The 17478-nt window shown below is 72.4% G+C and carries 13 protein-coding genes; 7 read left to right on the top strand and 6 right to left on the bottom strand.

Annotated features, from left to right (window positions below):
* Both MXD59_RS23120 and MXD59_RS23115 read right to left on the bottom strand, forming a co-directional pair.
* Nucleotides 1-4016 (bottom strand): type I polyketide synthase (locus MXD59_RS23120; RefSeq protein ID WP_248826704.1); only part of this gene is annotated, 4016 nt, incomplete at its 3' end.
* A complete protein-coding gene (locus MXD59_RS23115; protein WP_248826703.1) occupies nucleotides 4013-5377 on the bottom strand; it encodes a cytochrome P450 in 1365 nt (454 codons plus the stop codon). The genes MXD59_RS23115 and MXD59_RS23120, both read right to left, overlap by 4 nt.
* A 580-nt stretch (nucleotides 5378-5957) precedes the next feature.
* Here MXD59_RS23115 and MXD59_RS23110 point away from each other — a divergent pair.
* The 4 genes from MXD59_RS23110 to MXD59_RS23095 are packed head-to-tail and all read left to right on the top strand — an operon-like array spanning nucleotide 5958 to nucleotide 11351.
* On the top strand, nucleotides 5958-7607 hold the full coding sequence (locus tag MXD59_RS23110) for an ABC transporter substrate-binding protein (protein ID WP_248826702.1): 1650 nt from the start codon (nucleotides 5958-5960) through the stop codon (nucleotides 7605-7607).
* On the top strand, nucleotides 7604-8551 hold the full coding sequence (locus MXD59_RS23105) for an ABC transporter permease (protein WP_308301770.1): 948 nt from the start codon (nucleotides 7604-7606) through the stop codon (nucleotides 8549-8551). Before MXD59_RS23110 ends, MXD59_RS23105 begins: the two co-directional genes overlap by 4 nt.
* On the top strand, nucleotides 8548-9462 hold the full coding sequence (locus MXD59_RS23100) for an ABC transporter permease (RefSeq protein WP_248826701.1): 915 nt from the start codon (nucleotides 8548-8550) through the stop codon (nucleotides 9460-9462). The genes MXD59_RS23105 and MXD59_RS23100 overlap by 4 nt, the downstream gene beginning before the upstream one ends.
* Nucleotides 9459-11351 (top strand): dipeptide ABC transporter ATP-binding protein, encoded by a 1893-nt coding sequence (locus MXD59_RS23095; protein ID WP_248826700.1) that lies wholly within the window; start codon nucleotides 9459-9461, stop codon nucleotides 11349-11351. Before MXD59_RS23100 ends, MXD59_RS23095 begins: the two co-directional genes overlap by 4 nt.
* 85 nt (nucleotides 11352-11436) lie before the next feature.
* Here the strand turns inward: MXD59_RS23095 and MXD59_RS23090 are convergent, their stop codons facing one another.
* The 3 genes from MXD59_RS23090 to MXD59_RS23080 all read right to left on the bottom strand — a co-directional run bounded on the left by MXD59_RS23090 (nucleotide 11437) and on the right by MXD59_RS23080 (nucleotide 13927).
* The gene (locus tag MXD59_RS23090; protein WP_248826699.1) at nucleotides 11437-13164 is read right to left on the bottom strand and encodes an urease subunit alpha; all 1728 of its coding nucleotides are present in this window, start codon (nucleotides 13162-13164) and stop codon (nucleotides 11437-11439) included.
* On the bottom strand, nucleotides 13161-13556 hold the full coding sequence (locus MXD59_RS23085; protein WP_248826706.1) for an urease subunit beta: 396 nt from the start codon (nucleotides 13554-13556) through the stop codon (nucleotides 13161-13163). Before MXD59_RS23085 ends, MXD59_RS23090 begins: the two co-directional genes overlap by 4 nt.
* Nucleotides 13557-13624: 68 nt before the next feature.
* Nucleotides 13625-13927, bottom strand: coding sequence for an urease subunit gamma (locus MXD59_RS23080; protein ID WP_248813744.1), 303 nt, complete (start codon nucleotides 13925-13927; stop codon nucleotides 13625-13627).
* 386 nt (nucleotides 13928-14313) lie between these two features.
* Between MXD59_RS23080 and MXD59_RS23075 the strand changes: the two genes are divergently transcribed.
* Nucleotides 14314-14568: a hypothetical protein gene (locus tag MXD59_RS23075; RefSeq protein WP_248826698.1), complete on the top strand. Its 255-nt coding sequence runs from the start codon at nucleotides 14314-14316 to the stop codon at nucleotides 14566-14568.
* Nucleotides 14569-14697: 129 nt separating this feature from the next.
* Nucleotides 14698-16209, top strand: a complete 1512-nt coding sequence (locus MXD59_RS23070; protein ID WP_248826697.1) for an adenine deaminase C-terminal domain-containing protein — start codon at nucleotides 14698-14700, stop codon at nucleotides 16207-16209.
* Here the strand turns inward: MXD59_RS23070 and MXD59_RS23065 are convergent.
* Nucleotides 16162-16872: an ATP-binding protein gene (locus tag MXD59_RS23065; protein ID WP_248826696.1), complete on the bottom strand. Its 711-nt coding sequence runs from the start codon at nucleotides 16870-16872 to the stop codon at nucleotides 16162-16164. The genes MXD59_RS23070 and MXD59_RS23065 overlap by 48 nt on opposite strands.
* 188 nt (nucleotides 16873-17060) lie before the next feature.
* Between MXD59_RS23065 and MXD59_RS23060 the strand changes: the two genes are divergently transcribed.
* Nucleotides 17061-17453, top strand: a complete 393-nt coding sequence (locus MXD59_RS23060; protein WP_248826695.1) for a MarR family winged helix-turn-helix transcriptional regulator — start codon at nucleotides 17061-17063, stop codon at nucleotides 17451-17453.
* Nucleotides 17454-17478 lie beyond the last annotated feature (25 nt).

Below are 17478 nucleotides of genomic sequence, written 5' to 3'. Positions count from 1 at the left end.
TGGTTGATGGCGGTGCCGCGGATGACGGCGTGGATGGAATGGCCGAGGCGCTGGGCGTCGCTGAGGCGTTCCAGCACAAGAACGGTGACTCCTTCTGACCAGCCGGTGCCGTCGGCGTCGGCGGAGAAGGAACGGCAACGTCCATCCGGGGAAAGACCGCGTTGCCGGGAGAACTCCACGAAGGTCTCCGGGGTCGCCATCACCGCCACCCCGCTGGCCAGCGCCAGGGTGGATTCCCCCGAACGCAGGGACTGCACGGCCAGATGAACCGCTACCAGGGATGAGGAGCAGGCGGTGTCGACGGTGACCGCCGGACCTTCGAAACCAAGGACATAGGACACCCGGCCCGACGCCACGCTGCCCGCGCTGCCGGTGATCCGGTGACCCTCCAACGATTCCGGCGTCGCCCCCTCGCCCGCGGCGTAGTCGTGGTACATCAGGCCGCTGAAGACGCCGGTGGGGGTGCCGCGGAGGGTGTCGGGGTCGAGGTGGGCGTGTTCGAGGGCTTCCCAGCTGGTTTCGAGGAGGAGGCGTTGTTGGGGGTCCATGGCGAGGGCTTCGCGGGGGCTGATGCCGAAGAACTCGGCGTCGAAGGCGGCGATGTTGGTGAGGAAGCCGCCGGTGTGGGTGTAGGTGGTGCCGGGGTGGTCGGGGTCGGGGTGGTAGAGGGTGTCGAGGTTCCAGCCGCGGTCGGTGGGGAAGGGGCCGATGGCTTCGTTGCCGGTGTCGAGCAGGTGCCAGAGTTCGTCGGGTGAGGTGATGCCGCCGGGGAGTCGGCAGGCCATCCCGACCACGGCGATCGGCTCCCGGGAAGCGGCGGGCTCACCGGTCCGCCCCGACGCCGCACCGGTGGCCGCCGTGGCGTCAGCGCCCACAAGCCGTTCCAGCAGGTGGCCGACGAGCCGGTCCGCGGTGGGATGGTCGAACAGGATGCCCGCGGGCAGCCGCTGGCCGGTCACCGCGGCGAGCCGGTTACGCAGCTCCACCGACAGATGCGAGTCGAGCCCGAGATCCTTGAAGGTCCGGGTCAGGTCGGTCGCTTCCCCACCGCCGAGGACCGCCTCCACCTCGGCGCGGACCAGCCGCAGCAGATGGGCGTGCCGGTCGCCGCGGGGCAGCGCCGCGACCTGCGCCGCCAGCGAGTCGTCCGCCGGCGGATCGGCCACCGGTCCGCGGTCGGCGTCGACCGTCGGGGCCGTGCTGTCCGCGGCCGTGCTGGTGGGCACGGCGTTGGTGGGCACGGCGGCGTCCAACCAGTGCCGGCGTCGCTGGAAGGCGTAGGTGGGCAGGTCGACGGGTCGCACGGGATGACCGGCGAACGCCGGCTGCCAGTCCACGGTCAGGCCAGCGGCGAACGCGTCGCCCACCGCGCCGTGCCAGCGGGTCAGATCGCCGTCGTTACGGCGCAGGGTCGCGAACGCGCGGCCGTCCACCCCGGCGTCGTCGAGGGTGTCCTGGACGGCGACGGTCAGCACGGGATGGGTGCTGGACTCGATGAACAGCCGATGCCCGTCGCGGGCGAGCGCACCGACGGCGTCGTGGAAACGCACGGCCTGGCGCAGGTTGGTGTACCAGTAGTCGGCGGTCAGGGTGGTGGTGTCGGCGATCAGGTCCCCGGTGACGGTCGAGTAGAAGGGCACCTGGGCCGGCTGGGCGGTGATGTCCGCCAGCGCCGCCAGCATGGGCTCGCGGACGGGCTCGACGAACCGTGAATGCGAGGGATAGGCGATCGGGACCAGCCGGACGAAGATCCCGTCAGCCTGGGCGCGGGCGATCAGTGCCTGCAGCGCGTCGGGTGGGCCGGCCACGACGCAGGACCGGGGACCGTTGACGGCGGCGAGGGTCAGCTGGCCGTCCCAGCGGGCGACGTACTCGGTCGCGTCGGCGGGGGGCAGCCCCAGGGTGGCCATGCCACCCAACCCGACCAGCGTGGTCAGCGCCTTCCCGCGCAGCGCGACGACCTTCGCCGAGTCCGCCAGCGACAGGGCACCGGCCAGGTGCGCGGCGGCGATCTCACCCTGGGAGTGGCCGACCACCGCCGCGGGGATCACGCCGTAGGACTCCCAGAGCCTCGCCAGGGAGATCATCGCGGCCCAGAGCAGCGGCTGGACCACATCGCTGCGTTCCAGCAGCCGCGGGTCGTCGATCGCCTCGTCCGGGGACCAGTCCAGGTAGGGGGCCAACGCCTCCAGGCAACGGTCCCAGGCCGCGCGGAACCGGTCAGACCGTGCGCGCAGCTCCCGGGCCATGCCGACCCACTGCGAGCCCTGGCCTGGAAAGACGAGCACCGGACGGTCGGCGCCGGCCAGCGGCGGGCCGAAACCCGCGATCGTGCGGCCCTCGGCCAACGCGGCGAGCTCCGTGCGAAGCGTGTCACGGTCCGCCGTGACGATCGCGGCTCGATGTTCGAACGTCCGCCGGGTGGCGGCCAGCGAGTAGGCGACGTCGGCGAGGCCGGCGTCCGGGTGCGCCGCGAGATGCTCGTGCAGCCGAGCGGCCTGCCCGCGCAGCGCCTGGCGGCTGCGGCCCGACAGGGTGAACACCAGCGCGTCCGAGCCCGCCTCGGTGGCACCGCTGGTCGGCGCGGTCGACGGGGGTGCCTCGGCCAGCACCAGGTGGCAGTTGGTGCCGCCCATGCCGAACGAGCTGACCCCCGCGATCAGGGGGCGTCCGGTCGTTCGGATCGACTGGGTGCGGACGTTGACCCGCAGGTTCAGCTCGTCCAACGGGATGCGCGGGTTCGGGGACTCGAAGTGCAGGCTGGCCGGCAGTGTCCCGGCCGCGACGCTGAGAACCGCCTTGAGCAGCCCGGCGATGCCGGCGGCGCCCTCGAGATGACCGATGTTCGTCTTGACCGAACCGACGAGCAGAGGCTCGTCCTGGCCACGGTCGCGGCCAAGGACGGCGCCCAGCGCGGCGGCCTCGATCGGGTCGCCGACCGGGGTCCCGGTGCCGTGCAGCTCGACGAACCGGGCCGCGGATGGTGCTACCGCGGCGCGGGCGTAGGCGGCGTGCAGCACCTCCTCCTGCGCACCCTGGCGGGGGACCGTCAGCCCCTGACCGCCGGCGTCGTTGTTCACGGCGCTGCCGCGGATGACCGCGTGGATCCGGTCGCCGTCGGCGATCGCGTCCCGCAGCGCCTTGAGGGCGACCAGGCCGCCGCCTTCGCCGCGGACGTACCCGTCGGCGCGGGCGTCGAAGGTGTGGCAGCGCCCGGTGGGCGACAACGCGCCGAACTTCTCGGCGGTCCGGAAACCGGTGGCGTCCAGGTGCAGGTCGATGCCGCCGGCCAGGGCGAGCCGGCTCTCCCCGCGGCGGATGCTCTCGCAGGCGAGGTGCACGGCGACCAGGGATGAGGACTGGCCGGAGTCGACGACCAGGCTCGGCCCGGACAGCCCCAGCAGGTAGGAGACCCGGTTGGCCAGCAGGCCGCGGCTCTGACCGGTCAGGGTGTGCGGGCCCACGGCGGCCTCGCCCTGGCCGAGGGCGAGGCGGGCGTAGTCGTCCGCGATCGCACCGAGGTACACCCCGACCGGGCCCACCGGCGCCGCCGGCGGCTGGGAGCGGGTGTCCTCCAGCACCTCCCAGGCCAGCTCCAGGGCGAGCCGCTGCTGCGGGTCGAGGCTTGCGGCCTCCCGGGCGGAGATGCCGAAGAAGTCGGCGTCGAACGTGTCCACCTCGGCCAGGAAGCCACCGCGCAGGGGCCAGCCGCCGCTCGCTCGAGCCGGCAGCGGGCCGGCCGGCGCCACCCGGGCCGCCGGGACGTCACCGACCGCCTCGACCTCGTCGACCAGCAGCCGCCAGAACGCCTCCGGCGAGGCGGCACCCGGCAGCCGGCAGGCCAGCCCGATGACGGCCACCGCCTCGTCGGCCACCGAGCGGTCGGCCACCGAGCGGTCGGCCACCGAGCGGTCGGCCACCGTCCTGTCGGTCACTGTCCTGTCGGGCACTGTTCTGTCGGGCACCGTCGACTCGGACGGCGGCCGCGGCGTGCTGGTGGGGTGTTCGATGCTCATCGCTGTCCCTTCGGGACGAGCCGGACCGGAAGGTCGACGACCACTGCGTGCTTGTTGCTCGGGGTCCAGGCCACCGGCCCGGTCAGCTCGATCCGCTCGACCCGGTCCAGCAGTTCCTCCAGCAGGACGCGCAGCTCCAGCCGGGCGAGTTCACCGGCGAGGCAGCTGTGCTCACCGGCGCCGAAGCTCAGGTGCGGGTTCGGGTCGCGGCGCACGTCGAACCGGTCCGCGTGCGGGAACACGGACTCGTCCCGGTTCGCCGAGGCCCACCACAGGGTGACCTTCTGGCCGGCGCGGATGTGCGTGCCACCGAAGTCGACGTCGCGTCGGGCGGTGCGCCGGTTGTAGGGGTTCGGGGGGGCCCAGCGCAGGATCTCCTCGATCGCGCGGGGCAGCAGCGACCGGTCCGCACGCAGCAGGTTCCACTGGTCGGGATGCTCGGCCAGGGCCAGCACGCCGCTGGCGGCGGTGTTGCGCGGCTGTTCCACACCGGTCAGGAACAGCAGGTTGAGGTTCGCCGCCCGGTCGTACTCCGTCAGCGGTCGATCGGCCGCTCCCGCCGCGGCCGCCGCCGGCGTGCCGTCGGTCGCCAGCTCGCCGTTGGCCAGCCGCGAGACGACGTCGGCGCCGGGACATCCCCGCCGGCCGACCAGCAGCGTGCCGCAGTATTCGCCGACGCTGAGGCCGATGGCCTTGGACTGGTCGTCGACGACACCGGTGGTGCGGTTGACCAGTCCGGCCACCGCGTGTGTCCATCCGGTCAGGGTGGGCCAGTCGGTGCGGGGCGCGTCGAACAGCAGGCCCACGACCTCGGTCGCGAACGGTCCGGCGACCTCGGTCGCGAAGTTGCCCGTCCCACGTTCGACCGCCGCGTCCAGCAGCGCCGCCGCCCGTGCGCGGATCTCCGGTTCCAGTGCCCGCGCCGCCTCATGATCGAAAGCCGGCTGTAGCAGGTCGCGTAGCCGGGCATGGCGAGGATCGTCGGTCATCCCGATCAGGACGCCGGGGTGGACGCCCAGGGGCAGGTCGTCGAGATGGGTGCCGCCGCCGGAACGGCCACCGCCGCCCTGCGAGGAGAACACCGGGTCGGCGGCGACCGCGGCGATGTCGGCGTACCGGGTCAGGACCCAGAAGGCCTCCCCGTCCACCGAGGATCCCGGGGGGTGCAGCAGGACCGGTGCCTCGGCGCGTAGCCGGGCAAGCAGGTCGTAGGGGATGCCGTCGGCGAACCTGGTCCCATCGGTGAGATCGAGGTCGCCAGGCGTCGCCGGTGGTCCCGCGATCCCTGCGCCGCCGGGCGTGGACAGGGCGGTAGCGGTCGGTGCGCCCGTGCTGGGGGCGAGGTGTGCAGGTGTGCTCACGGGGCGAGCTCCTTCGGTCTGGGTCCGGGCAGCCGCAACCGGAGTGGTTCGCCTGCGCGGCTGGGCCGCCGTAACGCCGTGGGGGAGCGGCGCGGGAAAACAACGAGGGCCATGGTGCAGGCGATCAGCCGGACGAGCTGTGTGTGATCGGCGAACTGTGCGTGGGATCAGTGCGTCCGGTCCGTGCTGCGATCCCGACCCGCATTGCCAGAATGAGAATGCCGCCGCCAACGGTCGTCATTGCCGTAGCTGCCAGCCGGATACGACGTTAGTCGGGGTACACCCCTAGCGCCAACCCCAAGAGGCCCGGATGGCACCCCTGTGACCTGGGGTCTATTAGGGTCGCCAGGCCGACACTGTCGTGTTCCTGAAACAATCTCGCCGAAGTTCGCTGGGGTGTGTGCCGTATCACAGAAGAGTCGGTTTCCGCCCTGAGTAGGTGCGGTTAAGCTCTGTGAACTGCCTGGCAGGCGGGGTTTCCCACCGCACCCTGACGCCTCGGCTCCGGCTTCGGAGACTCGGCTGTCACTCGTTTCCCGGTTTTTTCTGTGCTGCATTTCCGTGTCTCTGGAGCAGATGTATGCGCTTTTCTCGAAGTCGCCGTCGAATTTCACTGTCCTTCGTTGTCGCCGCGACGCTGCTGGCCGCCTGCAGTTCAGGCGGTGGTTCGACCGCGGACCGGGCGACCACCCCGGTCCACGGTGGTTCCCTGACGTTCGCGACCGACACCGAGCCGATCAACTTCGACATCCACGTCAGTCCGCAGGACGTCACGGCGCTGATCCAGCGCAACGTGTTCGACTCACTCGTCTACCAGGACGCCAAGGGGGCCCTGCGGCCGTGGCTGGCCAGCTCCTGGGAGATCTCCCCGGACGTCCGCAGCTACACCTTCCACCTGCGCCAGGGCGTGAAGTTCAGCGACGGGACCAGCTTTGACGCGGCCGCGGTCAAGGCGAACTTCGACCACGTCGTGGCGAAGTCGACCAAGTCGCAGTACGCCGCCAGCCTGCTGGGCCCGTACGCGGGCACCGAGGTGATCGACCCACAGACGGTGAAGATCAGCTTCACCCGGGCGTTCGCCCCGTTCCTCCAGGCGGCCAGCACCGCCTACCTGGGTTTCTACTCACCGAAAACGCTCGCGGCCAATGCCGCCAAGCTCAGCGCCGGCGGGCCGACATCCGTCGGGACCGGTCCGTTCGTGTTCACCAGCTACACCAAGGGCCAGAGCGTGGTCCTCACCCGTAACCCGGCCTACGCCTGGGCCCCGCAGGGCGCCGGGCACACCGGCCCCGCCTACCTGAACACGCTGACCATCCGCTTCCTGCGGGAGAACTCCGTCCGGGTCGGCGCGCTGACCAGCGGGCAGATCGATGTGGCCGGCTCCCTGCCACCGGCGAACGTGCGGACCGTGAGCGCCAACAGCGGCCTGCAGGTCCTGCGCCGCGACGCCGCGGGCGGCAACTACAACATCTACCCGAACATCTCCCGCGCCCCGCTGAACGACGAGAAGCTGCGCAAGGCGCTGCAGCTGGGCATCAACCTGTCCACCGATGTGCAGACCGTGTACTTCGGCCAGTACAAGCGTGCGTGGAGCCCGATCGGGGCCCTCACCCCGTCCTATTCCTCGGCGGTCGAGAACAGCTGGCCCTACGACGCGGCCAGGGCCAACCAGCTGCTCGACCAGGCCGGCTGGACCGGGCACGACTCGGCCGGCTACCGGACGAAGGACGGTAAGCGACTCACCCTGCGCTGGCCGATCGTGCCGTCGCTGATCCGCGAGCAGCGTGACGTTCTCGGCCAGGCCATCCAGGCGGACCTGCGCAGGATCGGTGTCGAGGTGGTGCGGCCAAGCCTGGACCCGGGCACGTACATCGACGCCATCTACTCCGGTGACTACGACCTGCTCGACCTGAGCTGGGCCCGTTACGAACCGGACGTGCTGCGGCTCGCCTTCCACTCGAAGAGCACCGCCGCGAGCGGTGGGCAGAACATCTCCTTCCTGAACGATCCGCAGGTCGACACGTGGACCGAGACCGGCGAGGGAACGTTCGACCAGAAGGTGCGTGACCAGGTCTACGCGCAGACCCAGCAGCGGGTGATCGAACAGGCCGCGGTCATCCCGGTGTACACGCCGACCTACATCGTGGGGGCGGCGAAGTACGTGCGGGACCTGGGCTTCGACACGAACGCCTGGCCTCGTTTCTACGACGTGTGGCGGGACAAGAAGTGACTGCCCGGCTGCTGCTGTTCGGCTCCAGGCGACTGGCGGCCGCGCTGGTGGTGATGCTGGGGGCGGCGACGCTCGCCTTCGGCGCCCTGCACCTGATCCCCGGCGACCAGGTGGCGATCCTGCTGGGCCCGAACTCGGCGGCCTCGCCCGAGATCCGGGCCCAGATCAGGGCTGACTACGGCTTCGACCAGCCGGTCGTGGTGCAGTACGTCCACTATCTGGGTGATGTGGTCCGGGGTGACCTGGGGCAGTCGTACCAGCAGCAGCAGCCGGTGACCGCCCTGATCGGCGACCAGTTGTGGCCCACCGTCCAACTGGCGCTGGCCGCACTGGGCCTGGCCGTCCTGTTCGCGGTGGCCTCCGCGGTGCTGACAGCCGGACGGCGGCCGCCACTGCGCTCGGTGGCCTCGGCCTGGGAGCTGGTCGCGGTCTCCACACCGCCGTTCTGGATCGGCCTGCTGTTGCTGACCGCGTTCTCCTTCCAGCTCTCGCTGTTCCCGGTCGCCGGTGCCGGCGACCTGCGGTCGCTGGTACTGCCGGCACTGGCCCTGGCCCTGTCACTGGCCGGGGTGCTCGGCCAGGTGCTGCGCGAGGGGCTGGAGGCCACGCTCACCCAGCCGTTCGTGATGACCGCGCGGGCCCGCGGCCTGAGCCAGCTGGGGGTCACCACCCGGCATTCGCTGCGCCACGCCACGGTCCCGTTGCTCACCCTCGCCGGCTGGCTGACCGGCACGTTGATCGGTGGAGTGGTGCCCGTGGAGACGGTGTTCGGCCGGCCGGGGATCGGCGCGCTGATCCTTCAGGCGGTGGCGACCAAGGACATGCCGGTGGTGATGGGAGTGGTGCTGTTGTGCGCGCTGGCCTTCGTGGTCATCTCCACCCTGGTCGACCTGCTCGCGCTGGTGGTTGACCCCCGGCTGCGGGCCGAGGCGGTGGCGGTATGACCGTCCTGGACGCCACCGGGGCCGAGCGTTCCGGCCGGCTGCGCCGCGGTGCCGGTGCCGGTGCCGGTGCCGCCCGGGCCGCCCGGGCGGCCCGGGCCGGGCTCACCGGCGCGCCGGTGCCGGTGCTGATCGCCGCCGCGGTGCTGGTGCTGGCGGCCCTGCTGGTCGTGGCGCCGGGGCTGGTCGCCGGCTCGCCGACGCAGACCGACCCGGCCGCGGCGCTGCGCGGCCCGACCCCGCACCACCTGTTCGGCACCGACCAGCTTGGCCGGGACGTGTTCAGCCGGGTGGTGCACGGGGCCCGGCCCTCACTGCTGCTCGGCTGCGGCGCGACCATCATCTCGGTGCTCGGTGGGGCGCTGCTCGGCCTGGTCGCCGGACTCGGCGGCCGGTACGGCGACCAGGTCCTGATGCGGGTGATGGACATGCTGCTGGCCCTGCCCCCGCTGCTGGTCGCCCTGGTGGTGATCTCGGTGCTGGGTTCCGGCACGGTCAACGTGCTGATCGCGATCGGGGTGGCGTTCATCCCGCCCTACAGCCGGCTGGTGCGGGCGGAGGCGCTGCTGGTGCGGCGCTCCGGCTACCTGGAGGCGGCGGTGGGACTCGGCCTGTCACGCCGGGTGCTGACGGTGCGCCACGTGCTGCCGAACGCGCTCGGCCCGCTGCTGGTGCTGGCCAGCGTCGGTTTCGGTACGTCGCTGATCTACGCCTCGTCGCTGAGCTTCCTTGGCCTCGGCACCCGCCCACCGGCACCGGAATGGGGGGCGATGCTCTCCGACGGCCGTGACTTCCTGCAGACGTCCTGGTGGATCGCGCTCTTCCCGGGACTCGCGGTCACCGTGTCGGTGGTGTCCATCAACCTGGTCGGCCGCCACCTCCAGGGCCGCTACACCGGACGGACCGGCCGATGACCACCACCAGCGCATCCGACCCGTCCCTGACCGCCCGGACCGCCGCCGTCGGCGAGCCTCCCTCCGGCGGGGACGGCCGTGGCCTGGTCGTCGACGGGCTCGCGGTCACCTTCGACACCGGCGGGCAGTCGGTGCCGGCCGTGCGCGGGGTGTCGTTCGGCATCGAGGCCGGCCAGACCCTGGCGCTGGTGGGCGAATCCGGGTCGGGCAAGAGCGTCGTCGCCCGCACGATCATCGGACTGACCGGTGGACGCTCCACCGTCGCCGTGCGGGAACTGTCGTTCGACGGGCAGGACCTGACCGCGCTGCGTGAGGCGCAGTGGCGCACGGTCCGCGGCGGGCGGATCGCGCTCATCCTCCAGGACGCGCTGGTCTCCCTGGACCCCATGCGCACCATCGCGGCGGAGATCACCGAGGTGTTGCGCCTGCACCGCACGGTGCGGCGCGACCAGTACGACGAGCGGGTGCGCCAGCTGCTGACCGACGTCGGCATCCCCGACCCGCGGCGGCGGGCCCGCCAGCGTCCGCACGAACTCTCCGGCGGGCTGCGGCAACGAGCACTGATCGCCGCCGCCCTCGCCGCCGGCCCGCGGCTGCTCATCGCGGACGAACCGACCACGGCCCTGGACGTCACACTGCAGGTCCAGGTGCTCGACCTGCTGGGCCGACTGACCGACACCGGCGTGTCGCTGCTGCTGATCAGCCACGACCTGACCGTCGTCGCACGCCTCGCCGACCGGATCGCCGTCATGTACGCCGGGCGGATCGTGGAGCACGGGCCGGCGGACCAGGTGCTCGGGGACGCCCGCCATCCCTACACCCGCGCCCTGCTCGGTGCCGTCCCCTCCGCCCGCACCCGGGGCACCCGGCTGTCGGTGGGCCGGGCGACGGACCTGACCCTCACCGGGCCGGGCTGCCCCTACGCCGCCCGCTGCCCCGCGGCCGACGATCACTGCGGCACCCACGAGCCGGCGCTGACCGAGATCGCCCCCGGACAGTCGGTGGCCTGCTGGCATCCGACGCCCGGTACGGCGCACCCGCCGCTCGTCGGGCTCCCCGCGCCAGCCGTCCCAGCGGCTGTGGCGGCGACGGTGCCGCGTCCGGTTCCCGCGGGGGAGGAGCCGTTGCTGCGCGCGGACGGGCTTGGCCGGCGGTTCCGCTCGCCGGACGGGACCTGGCAGTCGGCCGCCCGGGACGTGACGTTCGAGCTGCGGGCCGGGCAGACACTCGGCATCGTCGGCGAGTCCGGCTCCGGCAAGACGACCACCGCGCGGATCGTGCTCGGCGCCCTGCGACCGGACGAGGGCACCGTCCACTTCGCCGGACGCCTGTGGAACGGCCCGGACGTCGCCGAATCCGCCCGGCGCGCCCACCGCCGCCGCATCCAGGCCGTCCACCAGGACCCGCTGAGCTCGTTCGACCCACGGTTCACGGTGGCACGTCTGGTCGCGGAGGCCGTCGCGGTCGCCGGTGTGCCCCGCGGCGCCGCCCGGCGGGCCCGGGTCGTGGAGCTGCTCGACACCGTCGGGCTCAGCGCCCGGCTGCTCGAGCGGCGTCCCCTCGAGCTCTCCGGCGGCCAGCGGCAGCGGGTCGCCCTCGCCCGGGCGATGGCCCCCGGCCCGGACCTGCTGGTCTGCGACGAGCCCGTCTCCGCGCTGGACGTCTCCATCCAGGCGCAGATCCTCGACCTGCTGGCCGACCTTCAGGCCGAGTTCGGTCTCGCCCTGCTGTTCATCTCGCACGACCTGGGAGTGATCGGGCATGTCAGCGAGCACATCCTGGTGATGCGCGGCGGCCTGGTCGTCGAGGCGGGGCCGGCCGAAGGGCTGCTCGCCGCGCCCGCCCATGACTACACCCGTGAACTGCTGGCCGCGGGCACCCTGCGGTGATCCCCGGACGATCACCGCGGAGTGCAGGGGCCGCCGAAACGGCCGCGGCTCGCGGAGGTGGGCGTCCCGATCGGGGGGAACCGGCTCAGAACAGGAAGTAGCGCTGGGCCATCGGGAGCTCGGTGGCGGGGTCGGCGTCCACAGGGTCACCGTCGATGCGGACGGTGAAGGTGTCCGGGTCGACGCGGATGTCGGGGGTGGCGGTGTTCTCGGGCAGGTCGGCCTTGCCGCGGCGGCGGACGTCGGCGACCGCGACGACCGGGGTGGCCAGGCCCAGCCGTTCGGCCAGGCCGTCCTCGACGGCGGCGGGGGCGACGAACGTCAGCGAGGTCGAGGCCGCCGGGCCACGCGCGGCCCCCCACATCGGGCGGGGCAACACCGGCTGCGGGGTGGGGATGGAGGCGTTGGCGTCACCCATCGCGGCCCAGGCGATCAGGCCACCCTTGAGCACGACCGACGGACGGACACCGAAGAACGCCGGGTCGTAGAGGACCAGATCGGCGAGTTTGCCGGGTTCGACCGAGCCGACGTGGGCGTCCAGACCGTGGGCGACCGCGGGGCAGATCGTGTACTTGGCGACGTAGCGGCGGGCCCGGGCGTTGTCCGCCGCGCCGTCACCGGGCAGGGCGCCGCGGCGGCGCTTCATCACATGGGCGGTCTGCCAGGTGCGCAGGACCACCTCGCCGATGCGGCCCATCGCCTGCGAGTCGGAGCCGATCATCGAGATGGCGCCGAGGTCGTGCAGGACGTCCTCGGCGGCGATCGTGGACGGACGGATGCGGCTCTCGGCGAAGGCCAGGTCCTCGGCGACGGCCGGGTTCAGATGATGGCAGACCATCAGCATGTCGAGATGTTCGTCAAGGGTGTTGACGGTGTGCGGGCGGGTCGGGTTCGTCGAGCTCGGCAGCACGTTGCCGGCCGCGGCCACGGTGATGATGTCGGGCGCGTGCCCGCCTCCGGCACCCTCGGTGTGGTAGGCGTGGATGGCTCGTCCGGCGATGGCGGCGAGGGTGTCCTCGACGAAACCGGCCTCGTTGAGCGTGTCCGAGTGCAGCGCGACCTGCACGCCGGCGGCGTCGGCCACCCGCAGGCAGGCGTCGATCGCGGCCGGGGTGGTGCCCCAGTCCTCGTGCAGCTTGAAGCCGGCCGCACCGGCCCGCAGCTGCTCCCACAACGAGTCCGGGTTGACCGTGTTGCCCTTGCCCAGCAGGACGATGTTGACCGGGTGGTCGTCCATCGCCGACAGCATCCGGGCGAGGTTCCACGAGCCGGGCGTCACGGTCGTCGCCTTCGTGCCCTCCGCCGGCCCGGTGCCGCCGCCGATGAGCGTGGTGATGCCGGCGCCGAGTGCCTCGGGGATCTGCTGCGGGCAGATCAGGTGGACGTGGCAGTCGACCGCGCCCGCGGTGAGGATCTTCCCGTTCCCGGCGATGATCTCGGTGCCGGGGCCGATGACGAGATCGGGGTGGACGCCGTCCATCGTGTCGGGGTTGCCGGCCTTGCCGAGAGCGACGATCCGCCCGTCGCGCACACCGACGTCAGCCTTGACCACCCCCCAGTGGTCGAGCACGACCGCACCGGTGATGACCAGGTCGGGGGCGCCCTGGGCGCGGGTGGCCAGCGCCTGGCCCATCGACTCGCGGATCACCTTGCCGCCGCCGAACACCGCCTCGTCGCCGGTGCCGGCGAGCTCGGGGCCGCGGCTGCGGTCCTCGGTGACCTCGATGAACAGGTCGGTGTCGGCGAGTCGAATCCGGTCCCCGACCGTCGGCCCGTACAGCGATGCGTAACGGGCCCGGTCCAGTCGGCTCACGCGCGCTCCCGCGACTCGTCGATGCGGCTGCCGGCACTGCCAGGGCTGCCAGCACTGCCAGGGCTGGCGGGGTCCTCTGGACGGCGGTCCAGGGGGCCGGCGGATTCCAGGCGCAGGCCCGGCACGATCCGGGCGCCGGCGAGCGGGACGAGATCGACCTCGCGTTCGACACCAGGTTCGAAACGGACGGCGGTGCCGGCGGGGACGGCCAGGCGATGACCCCAGGCGGCCGTCCGGTCGAAGTGCAGCGCCGGATTGGCGGCGGCGAAGTGGTAGTGCGAGCCGACCTGCACCGGCCGGTCGCCGGTGTTGCGCACGACCACGGTCAGCACCGGGCGTCCCGGGTTCGTCTCGATGCTCCCGGCGCCGGCCACGATCTCGCCGGGAACCATGCGTTCAGCGGTGCTCGTGGGCTCGCCGGTGCTCGTGGGCTCGCCGGTGCTCGTGGGCTCGGTGGCGCTCATGGGATCGGCTGGTGGACGGTGACGAGCTTGGTGCCGTCCGGGAAGGTCGCCTCGACCTGGACCTCGGCGAGCATCTCCGGCACCCCCTCCATCACGTCCTCGCGGGTCAGCACGGTACGCCCGGCGTGCATCAGATCGGCGACGCTGCGTCCGTCGCGGGCACCCTCGAGCAGGTACGAGGTGATGAGGGCGGTGGCCTCGGGATGGTTGAGACGTAGCCCGCGGGCACGTCGCTCCCGGGCGAGTCCGGCTGCGACATGGATGAGCAGCCGTTCCTGTTCATGGGGGCTCAGCAGCACGAAGGCGAAGCCTAGCAGTCGCCGGCCGCGGGCCGGCCAGGTTTCATCCGTGTTTCGTTCAGTGGTATTGCCGGGGGTCCCGGCGGACAGTGGACGGGTGGCCGGCGAGAATGGAGTTACTGGTAATTCACACGGGTGCGACTCGATCGATACTCCTCCTTTCTAACGTCCGGAGGATCGCCCACCGGTCCGGTGAGCCGGACGACGTCGGGAGTGTGGTGACAACAGGTCCGGATCGCGTCGGCGCGGGGGCCGGCTCGTGCGTGCGGCCGACTGTCCGGCGCTCGTGGCCGTGGCCGGCGTCGGACCGGGCGGACAGGCCCGGTCCGCCCTCGACCGCGAGGCTGTCTCCCGAGCCCGATCCGCGCCCGCCGGTCACCGACCCGGTGGACGGCCGGTTCTCGTTTGTGACGAACGAACCGAACGTGTTGTGGGTAAAAAGCTTCGACGTCACCACCTTTCTGCGCGCCGACGCCAATTATCCGCGGGCGTCCGGGACATTCATGGCCGGCGGGGTGTGGGTGCCCGCCATGGTGGTGAGCGTGGCCGGCATCGTGCGGTTCGCTGTGGCCGGCTTTCTCGAGGTGATCGTCCCCGCCCGGTACGAACCGAACCCGGCGGGAGGTCGCACCGGACGCTGATCGATCCGTTCGACCTACCTGGACCGTGGTGACCCTGATCCTTGTGACCCTGATCGTTATGACCCTGATCGTTGTGGCCCTGATCGTGACAGCAACCATTGTTGTGGCCCCCGTAGTGAGGGACGGCATGTGAACGTCGTACGCACCAGCCGCGGACCCCGGCTGATGTCGACACCCCCGCACGCCCCGGCGCGTACCCAGACGCCGGCCGTGATGCCCGGCGCCGATCGGGAGGATCCTCCCGCCCGGACCGGGGGGCCGCCGATCAGATCGGCGCCGCCGTCCACCGTCAACGTGCAACGACATGTCGCGTCGCCGGCCCAGATCGCGCGGCTGCGCCGGGTGGCCGCCGGGGAGGAGGAGGCCGACCTGGTCGTGCGCGGCGGCCTCGTCATGGTCGTGCACGACCAGAGCGTCCCCGACCAGAGCGTGCTCGAACGGGACATCCTCATCGTCGGTCGGCACATCGCCGCGGTGACCAGGCCGGGGGCCCTCGGCGGGCGGCGTTCCCTGGACGCCGAGGGCCGGTACGTCCTGCCCGCCTACGTCGACGCGGGCCTGCGGATCGAGGACACGCTGCTGAGCCCGGGCGAACTCGCCCGCCTGCTGGTGCCGCGCGGCACGGGCACCCTGCTCATCGACCCGACGGCGCTGGTCGCCTTCGGCGGGCCGGCCGGTGCGCGGTTCGCGACCGAGTCGACGACGCCACTGCGGGTGCTGGCCCGAACGGGCCAGGCCGCACCGCCCACCTCCGGCGATCCCCGGACGGTCACCGAACTCGCCGCCCGCGGCCACCTCGACCACGAGGTCCACCACGCCGTCGCCCGGGGCGCCACCCCGTGGGAGGCGATCCGGCAGGTCACCCTGCGACCCGCCCGCCGGCACGCCGTCGATCACATCCTGGGTTCGCTCGCTCCCACCCGACTCGCCGACCTTCAGGTCGTCACCAACCTGGCCAGCCCCGCACCACCCGACGTCGTGGTCCTGGGCGGTCGCATCGCCGCCGAGGCCGGTCGGCCGCTGTTCGACAACCTTGACCCGGCGCCGACCTGGGCCCTCGGGCGCATCCGGCTCCCGGAGACCCTGTACGCCGGTTCCTTCCCCTGTCCTGTGCCGGACCCGGCCGGGTCCGCGGCGGTGAGCATCGAGTCCGGTGGTTCGGGTTCGTCGTCCCGCCCTGGGCTGCGGATCGTCCGGCTGGCGCCGACCGCACGCGGTGGACGTCCCGTCGCCGACCCGTCCCGTGACCTGCAGAAGATCGCCGTCATCGGCGGCCCGCCGGAGGCGGTCACCGTCGATGTGGGGCTGGTCCGCGGCTGTGGGCTGGTCCGTGGCGCGCTCGGGTTCACCACGGCGCAGGCACCCGGGCAGCTGATCGTCATCGGTACCAGCGACGATGACCTGCTCACCGCGGCGCGTGCGGTGGAGGGCATGGGCGGCGGGTTCGTCGTGGTCGATCAGGGCTGGGTGCGGGCGGCCTGCCCGCTGCCGGTGCTTGGTCTGATGAGCGAGGCGCCCTGGGAGGCCGTGCTCGGCGAACTGGCCGCCGTCGACGCCGCCGCCGCCGACCTGGGTTGCCGTCTCGCGCAGCCGCTACGAACCCTGGCCGGCTTCGGCTGCCTGCTGCACACCCATCCCTGACTCCTGGCCGGACGTGAGCTGGGCGCGGACGTGGGTGGCACTGTCGTGCAGGTCCTGACGCAACCGTGTGCTGGCCTGCCAGGTACGCCCCGCGCCGTCAGCGTGGACGGTGACCAGACCGGCGCGCAGCAGGCCGAACAGCTTCGCGCGGGCCTGGGCGCGGTCGGTGGTGAGCAGCGCCGCCGCATCGGCGGTACGTAGCGCGCCGCGCTGCGTCACCGCGGTGAGCAGTTGCAGGTCGGCGCGGTCCAGCGGTTGACCGAGCCGGTCCCGCGCGACGACGAACCGGGCGAAGGCCAGGTCAGCGGGCCGTGCGGGCAGCTCCGCCACCACCACCCGCCGCTGGTCCGGGTGGTCGAACCGGGGGGCGGCGAGCCCGAGCCGCAGCTGGTCGGCGACGGCACGGCCGATGCCCGAACCGGTGCGCCGGGCGATCCCGGCCCGGCGGAAGGCATCCACCAGCAGGGCGTTCGGGGCCTGCGGCAGGCCGGCCAGCGCAGCCCCGGGACGGGCCGTGACCCTCGGATCCACCGGATTGGCGATCGTGATGGTGGCGTCCTGCCAGCGGACGTGCACCACCCCGGGTACCGCGTAGTCCCGATGGGTGAGGGCGTTGGCCAGCAGTTCCCGAAGCGCCGCCTGCGACCAGTCCGGCACGCCCACCCGGACCAGTTCGAACCGGATGACCAGGCCGCCGTGTCCCGCCGCAGGGGCGTCCGGCGGACAGATGCCCTAAGCTCGCCCTTCAACCGGGCGAGTGAGGGATCAGGGTCATCGAGCAACGCACGGGTACCGACGAACGCGACGATGGTGAGGCCTTCCTCGCCGCGTGGCGGGAGCTGCTGCGCGCGGTGCAGCGAGCCCGTGGTCGAGCCACCCAACGCCAGGACAGCAGCGGTCTGTCGATCGCGCAGTACATCATCATGGCTCCGCTGCGCGGCGGTTCGCAGACCATGTCGGACCTCGCGATCAGCGCCGGTGTGAGCGGCCCGACGGCCACCCGCGCGGTGACGAACCTGGTCGGTGCGGGCCTGGTCGAGCGGGTTCCCTCCGGTCATGACCGGCGTCAGGTGGCGGTCCACCTGACGCCCGCCGGCGAGCAGGCCCTCGCGCTCAAGGAGCAGGCGGTGCGCGCCTCCGAGGGCCAGTTCATCGCCAGCCTCACCCCGCAACAGCACCAGGAGGGCGCGATCCTGCTGGAGCGGATCGCCGAGCTGCTGGACGAGATCTCCACCTCCTGGTAGCCACCGAACTCCTGGTAGTCACCGA

This window comes from Frankia umida (assembly GCF_023242945.1).
Lineage (GTDB): Bacteria > Actinomycetota > Actinomycetes > Frankiales > Frankiaceae > Frankia > Frankia umida.
Note: the sequence above shows the minus strand (reverse complement) of the source record. Positions and strands in the feature narration are given on the sequence as shown.

Excerpts from the sequence above, each read along its gene's own strand:
- MXD59_RS23085 (WP_248826706.1), bottom strand. The coding sequence starts at position 13,556 with ATGGTTCCCGGCGAGATCGTGGCCGGCGCCGGGAGCATCGAGACGAAC.
- MXD59_RS23095 (WP_248826700.1), top strand. The coding sequence starts at position 9,459 with ATGACCACCACCAGCGCATCCGACCCGTCCCTGACCGCCCGGACCGCC.
- MXD59_RS23110 (WP_248826702.1), top strand. The coding sequence starts at position 5,958 with ATGCGCTTTTCTCGAAGTCGCCGTCGAATTTCACTGTCCTTCGTTGTC.
- MXD59_RS23100 (WP_248826701.1), top strand. The coding sequence starts at position 8,548 with ATGACCGTCCTGGACGCCACCGGGGCCGAGCGTTCCGGCCGGCTGCGC.